The 6,167-nt window shown below is 41.8% G+C and carries 6 protein-coding genes and 1 pseudogene; 6 read left to right on the top strand and 1 reads right to left on the bottom strand.

Going from position 1 to position 6,167, the window contains the following annotated elements; all coding sequences use genetic code 11:
* The first annotated feature begins 11 nt into the window (after positions 1 to 11).
* Positions 12 to 1,265 (top strand): serine hydroxymethyltransferase, encoded by a 1,254-nt coding sequence (glyA, locus tag B4033_RS04955; RefSeq protein WP_286832484.1) that lies wholly within the window; start codon positions 12 to 14, stop codon positions 1,263 to 1,265.
* A gap of 144 nt (positions 1,266 to 1,409) precedes the next feature.
* On the opposite strand, the gene B4033_RS04950 is transcribed toward glyA, so the two are convergent.
* Positions 1,410 to 1,958 (bottom strand): hypothetical protein, encoded by a 549-nt coding sequence (locus tag B4033_RS04950; RefSeq protein WP_286832483.1) that lies wholly within the window; start codon positions 1,956 to 1,958, stop codon positions 1,410 to 1,412.
* A 122-nt stretch (positions 1,959 to 2,080) separates the two neighbouring features.
* On the opposite strand from B4033_RS04950, the gene rnk reads away from it, so the two are divergent.
* From rnk to B4033_RS04925, 5 genes and pseudogenes are all read left to right on the top strand, one after another.
* Positions 2,081 to 2,479 carry a nucleoside diphosphate kinase regulator gene (gene rnk, locus B4033_RS04945; protein ID WP_004892459.1) on the top strand — a complete coding sequence of 133 codons (399 nt, stop codon included), beginning with the start codon at positions 2,081 to 2,083 and terminating at the stop codon, positions 2,477 to 2,479.
* A 228-nt stretch (positions 2,480 to 2,707) separates the two neighbouring features.
* On the top strand, positions 2,708 to 3,499 hold the full coding sequence (locus tag B4033_RS04940) for a tellurium resistance protein (protein ID WP_286832481.1): 792 nt from the start codon (positions 2,708 to 2,710) through the stop codon (positions 3,497 to 3,499).
* Positions 3,500 to 3,515: 16 nt separating this feature from the next.
* Positions 3,516 to 4,643, top strand: a complete 1,128-nt coding sequence (locus tag B4033_RS04935) for a toxic anion resistance protein (protein ID WP_008302588.1) — start codon at positions 3,516 to 3,518, stop codon at positions 4,641 to 4,643.
* Between the two features lie 40 nt (positions 4,644 to 4,683).
* Positions 4,684 to 5,604 carry a hypothetical protein gene (locus B4033_RS04930; RefSeq protein WP_286832480.1) on the top strand — a complete coding sequence of 307 codons (921 nt, stop codon included), beginning with the start codon at positions 4,684 to 4,686 and terminating at the stop codon, positions 5,602 to 5,604.
* A gap of 237 nt (positions 5,605 to 5,841) precedes the next feature.
* A pseudogene (locus B4033_RS04925) lies at positions 5,842 to 6,167 on the top strand (alkyl hydroperoxide reductase subunit F); the annotation flags it as partial.

Here is a 6,167-nt window from a genome sequence, read left to right as displayed (position 1 = left end):
GGACCTCGCTAATGTTTGCCAATATCTCTATTGCTGAATTTGATCCAGAAATCGCTCAAGCAATCTCTAACGAAGATGCTCGCCAAGAAGTGCACATCGAGTTGATCGCTTCTGAAAACTATTGCTCACCAGCAGTAATGGAAGCTCAAGGATCAAAACTCACTAACAAATATGCAGAAGGCTACCCAGGCAAACGCTACTATGGCGGTTGTGAATATGTAGATGTCATTGAACAATTGGCAATTGACCGTGCTAAAGAATTATTTGGTGCTGATTACGCTAACGTTCAGCCACATGCTGGTTCTCAGGCAAACTCTGCAGTTTATCTGGCGCTTCTTAACCCAGGCGATACAGTATTGGGTATGAGCCTGGCTCACGGTGGTCACTTGACTCACGGTGCGAAAGTAAGCTTCTCTGGTAAAACTTATAACGCGATTCAATACGGTCTAAACCCGGAAACTGGTGAGATCGATTACGAAGAAGTTGAACGTCTGGCAGTTGAACATAAACCACGTATGATCGTGGCTGGTTTCTCTGCGTACAGCCAAATCGTAGATTGGCAACGTTTCCGTGAAATCGCAGACAAAGTAGGCGCGTACCTGTTTGTTGATATGGCTCACGTGGCTGGCCTGGTTGCTGCTGGTGTTTACCCAAGCCCAGTTCAAATTGCTGACGTAACCACGACAACGACTCACAAAACACTTCGTGGTCCACGTTCAGGTTTGATCCTTGCAAAAGCAAACGAAGAAATTGAGAAAAAACTTCAATCAGCTGTATTCCCAGGTAACCAAGGTGGTCCTCTGGTTCACGCGGTTGCTGCTAAAGCGATCTGCTTCAAAGAAGCAATGGCACCTGAATACAAAGCTTACCAGCAGCAAGTTGTGAAGAATGCGCAAGCAATGGCTGAAGTTCTGATTGAACGCGGTTATAACGTTGTTTCTGGCGGTACAAAGAACCATCTGTTCTTGTTGTCTCTGATCAAACAAGACATTACTGGTAAAGACGCTGATGCTTGGTTAGGTGCTGCTCACATCACTGTAAACAAAAACTCTGTACCAAACGACCCACGTTCTCCATTCGTCACTTCTGGTATCCGTATTGGTACACCTGCAGTAACCACTCGTGGTTTTGGCGAAGCTGAAGTACGTGAACTTGCTGGCTGGATCGCTGACATCCTTGATGCTAAAGGCGAAGAAGCTGTGATCGCTGCGGTTAAAGAAAAAGTTGCAGCTGTATGTGCAAAATTCCCTGTATATGCTAAATAATTGTAGCTGAAGCAGAAAAAAAGCTCCCGATCTGGGGGCTTTTTTTATTTTTTATTTTTTTAATTCAATCAACTAAATAGCTTGTTTACTTAATAATCAATTGCGATCAACAAGCTCAAAAATTCTGCTTTTACAGCTTATGCTTTAAATTCGGAATACAGTAGAGTAATCGTATTGATCTATGGCTTGCGGATGTCGATAATTAAAAATAAAGCTCTGAATATCTGCACTGATACTGGTCTTCATTTCCATACTTGAAAAATGCTTCAAAACATAATCAATCGGAAATACGATCTGCCCATGAAGCTCTAAGCCATAGTAACATTGTGAATTGGCAAACTCGGTACCTGGTATTAACGCCACCATCTGGAGTTCTTCAAGACTTAGCCAATGTTCAGTACAGTTCAATTCAGAACTGATAAAATAACCGATCTGGCTGGTGATCAAGAGCACAGTATTCAGCTTTTGAATGGTCTTGTTAAAGTCAGCTGTCAAAATTCCTAAATGCTTCTTAAATGCCTGAAAAAATTGATCAAGACGAAGCAGGCTTTCTGGACTATTATCAAAGTTAATGGTCTTTAATGCCTGACTGACATAAAAGGTACGTTCCGAATCCGGATGATGCAGCTGAACACGCAGACCTTGCATGAAATCCGTGCTACTGTATGTTGAAGTAGATTGTGCAAATGCCATCTTATTCTTCTTTTTATTTCGTTATTTTAGTTTTAAATATATTGCAAATATTTTTTAAATCAAGAATTTAATTTTAATCCGTTTATGAAGATTCATTGAAATGCTCGATCAGGAGAGAGTGCATGCAAAAAACCAAGCTTATTTTGTCGGAACAGGATCTGAACCGTCTGGAGACTATGCTTGAAAATCAACCCAAGCTGACTCCAACCATGCAGCAGCTAGAGGATGAACTGGCACGGGCAGAGGTAGTTAAACCTCAAGATATTCCTGCCAATATCGTTACCATGCATGCACGCGCCTTGGTCACAATTGCTAACCAGACCAAAGAAATTACGCTGGTCTATCCACATGAGTTCAAAGGTGAGCCGGGACAGCTGAATATTGTAGCGCCTGTTGGTGCCGCGATCCTTGGGCTGGCGGAGGGGGAAACAATTGAATGGCCGCAGCCAGACGGTGAAATGATGAAAGTCAAAATAGAAAAGGTACTGTATCAGCCAGAACGTGAAGGAGACTATTTATAAAGTCGTTCTGATCTCTTGCATAATTGAACAGCCCCATATCAATGGGGCTTTTCTATTTAGTTTTAGTGTTTTGTAATTTTATTAAGATAACTAAAGCTTAAATTCAACAATATCTTTAACTTATATAAAAAATTCTATGCCTTAAAGGCTTTCCTTTGCAAAATGCTACATGTTATGTTGAAGGAAACCACGTACTATAAAAATCGGTTCAACTGAGTTTAAAGGGCTATGTCACAGATAGATGTTTTGATCCCGATCCAGGATGTTGCAGCAGATCCGAGTGAGATTTTAAGCATCAAGCGTAATGAGCTTGTCCCTTTGCTCAGCGATCAGTACAGGTTGAATCATTATGCCGATCAGTTGATTCAGGCCCAGGCAGTCCTGTTAAATGGGGTTGATCCGCAACTGACCCAACAGCTCAGCCAGACCATTGAAAAAATTATTCAGGCGCTGGCAAATTCCAGAAAATATTTGAAACAGCGCAAGTTTAATGCCTTGCAAAAATGGCTAGGAATTGATCTGGATTATGGCTCCAGTCAGGTTGAGTATTATAAAAATCTGGATCGCTTGCTGGATCAGGCCAGTCATCTCAGCCGTAAACTACAGATTGAAATCCAGAAATCCCAGTCACGATTTCAACAGCTTACAGGTTTACGTGAACAGATGGCTAAACATATTCTGGCCGCAGAAGAATTTCTGCAGGAATATCCACAGTTTGTGAAAAACCAGCATCCGCTGGATAATTTCTCAGAACGTTTATCCAAGAAAATCCATACCTTAAAAACCCTGCAAGCCAGTAATGATATTGCCATTACCCAGATGCAACTGTCCCAACAGCTTTCCTTTAGTCTGCTGGACCGGTTTAAGGAAGCACAGCAGGTATTGATTCCGGCCTGGCAATATCATGTCAAACAAAGCAACAGTAAACACTCGACAAGTGATCTGGAAAAACTTGATAATAGTCGGGAAAATCTGATTAAAACGTTAAGAAAATCGCTCGAGAAACCCTCGAAAATATAACAAGATAAGGTGAACTATGACCAATCCTGATACTGTGAATCTGCCTGTCAAAAAAGACAATGAAATTGCTGAACAGAAATTTCAGCAAATGGACCTGAAAGAACTGGGTTTACAGCCTGAGGATTTTCAGGAAGTACTGGCAGTGCGCAAGGAATTGCAGGAAATGAGTCATAATGCTGTTGCAGAATACGGCAAGAATATTGCTAGCAAGACTGCGACCTATACTGATGAACTGCTCAATCTGGTTCAAAACCGGGATCTGGATACAACAGGTCAGAAACTGAATCAGGTGGTTCAGGTGGCACAGCAGCTGAATGCTTCCAGTATTCTGAGCAAAAATAAAACCTCAGGTTTCTTTGGTAATCTGCTTAATAAATTCAAAGGTGCCAAACAGAATTTTGATACTCATTTTAATACCACCAAAGAACAGATTGATGTACTGGTCAAAGAAATTGAGACTTCACAATCTGGCTTGAAAGCACGTGTGTCGACTTTAGATAAAATGTTCGATGGTGTGCAGGATGAATATAAGCAGCTGGGCATTCATATTGCTGCAGGGCGCATCCGTGAACATGAATTACAGCAGGATATTGCTGCATTGACAGCATTACCACAAGATCAGACCACTACCCAGAAAATTTATGACCTGAATCATCTGGCCAATAATCTGGAAAAACGTATCAGTGATTTGCAGGTATTGCAGCAATCCGCGATGCAGACCTTGCCCATGATTCGCATTATTCAATCTAATAATCTGATGCTGGTCGACAAGTTCTATGCGATTAAAAACATTACCTTACCGGCCTGGAAGAACCAGATCAGCCTGGCGATTTCCCTGCATGAACAAAAGAATAGTGTCCAGCTTGCCAATAGTATTGATGATGCGACCAATGAGCTGTTACGTCGCAATGCTGACCTGCTGCATCAGAACTCTGTCGACACTGCGCGTGCCAACCAGCGTTCAGTCATTGACATAGAAACACTTGAACATGTCCAAAATACCCTTATTAATACAGTAAATGATGTGATTCAGATTCAGAAAGAAGGCATGCAGAAACGTACTGAAGCAACAGCACGTTTAAAAGCCTTGCAGGATAATCTGAATTATCTGGTCATTGAATCAAGTACAGACAGGTCGGAATAATATCGAGCACCTGTCCCCGGATTTATTAGAGGAGTCAGGTTTGCCACCATTAGATGAGTATGCTGTAAATCCTTGTGAGATTGAGCAGGGTGTCGTTGCACTGAAAAAGCGTCAGAACCGCCTGACCTTACTTAGTGTCACGACGGCCACCGTTGGTATTGCATCCTTAATTGGCCTGTTTCTGCATCAGGAACTGGTCTATGGGTTTTTCGGACTCAGTACCGAAGTGCAGCAATTGCATCTACCGGTTAGTGTCGACGCCAATTTAGCCAGTATTGGTGACAGCCCCGACTATTTCTTTAGTCTATTAAGCTGGTTTGGCTGGCTGATTCTGAAATTGTTTGCTTCTTTTATTGGTGCATTCTTTGTCGTGCACTTCCTGAAAAAAATCCGTTATTTTTATGTTCGCTTTCAGTCCTTTGTAATGAAATTTGTGGGCTGGTTGATTGCTTTTATCCTGATCTGGGGCGGACTGAGCTACTGGCAGCACGACCTGAATGGTGATCATGATGATGCATATCAAAAGGCGGTATATTACGATAGCAATATCAATGACAGTGATATTGCCCGTTATTTAGTGGATGCGGAAGATATTAAAGCACCGGTGAAGTCCTATTTGCTTGCGCAGACCGCTTTATTGCATGAACCAGCCGATTTATCAGCCGCCCGACCGCATGTACTGCGACTAATTGAAGCGGAGAAAAGCGACAATCAGTTTGAGCAATATGGTTTTAAGGCAGAGCAGCTGTGGACCATGCAACAGCAGGTATACGGCAAGGCCCTGACACCGGCAGCTGAATCGGTCAGTACCCAGGTACAACAAGCCAATCAGTTGACTGATATTGTTCAGGTAGTCATCAGTATTATATTGGCCGTATCTGTAGTGATGAGTTTGATTTTCTTTGCATTGGCCAATGCCATTAAAAAACGTTCATTGCGGATTGAACAACGCTTGAACTAAATGAATAAAGCTCCAGTCATAGAACTTTTCTTTTTATTGTTTTCCCTCGTGGGGAGTAAAGAAAATATGGTTGTTTAATGAAATAGCTATATGCCAATGTATTGAAATCATATTAAAAATTATTTAATAATCTGAAAAAACGATCATTTGTATAAAAACAAACTGTTTTACCTGTGTTCTGATTTATCCTATTATTCTTTCATCGAATAAATTATTACTCCTTTGGAGACGTTAGCAATGTTAGATCAAAATACAGCAGCCCAATTAAAAACCCTTTTAGAACGCCTTGAAGGACCAATCGAACTGGTAGCCACTTTAGATGCTTCGGATAAATCTGCAAAAATCAAAGAACTTGTAGAAGAAATCGCTGCACTGTCTGATTTAGTGACTGCCTGTTTTGATGGTACCAACAAACGTGCACCAAGTTTTGGTGTGGCTAAAGCCGGTGAACAGCCTCGTGTTTTCTTCGCAGGCCTGCCAATGGGTCATGAGTTCACATCGCTGATTCTGGCATTGCTGCAAACTTCGGGTTATGCACCGAAAGTATCGAATGAAGTTCTTGA

This window comes from Acinetobacter sp. UBA3132 (genome assembly GCF_002364825.1).
Classification (GTDB): Bacteria; Pseudomonadota; Gammaproteobacteria; order Pseudomonadales; family Moraxellaceae; genus Acinetobacter; species Acinetobacter schindleri.
Note: the sequence above shows the minus strand (reverse complement) of the source record. Positions and strands in the feature narration are given on the sequence as shown.

Coding starts and splice junctions, on each gene's coding strand:
- B4033_RS04940 (WP_286832481.1), top strand. CDS start 2,708: ATGTCACAGATAGATGTTTTGATCCCGATCCAGGATGTTGCAGCAGAT.
- rnk (WP_004892459.1), top strand. CDS start 2,081: ATGCAAAAAACCAAGCTTATTTTGTCGGAACAGGATCTGAACCGTCTG.
- B4033_RS04935 (WP_008302588.1), top strand. CDS start 3,516: ATGACCAATCCTGATACTGTGAATCTGCCTGTCAAAAAAGACAATGAA.
- glyA (WP_286832484.1), top strand. CDS start 12: ATGTTTGCCAATATCTCTATTGCTGAATTTGATCCAGAAATCGCTCAA.
- B4033_RS04950 (WP_286832483.1), bottom strand. CDS start 1,958: ATGGCATTTGCACAATCTACTTCAACATACAGTAGCACGGATTTCATG.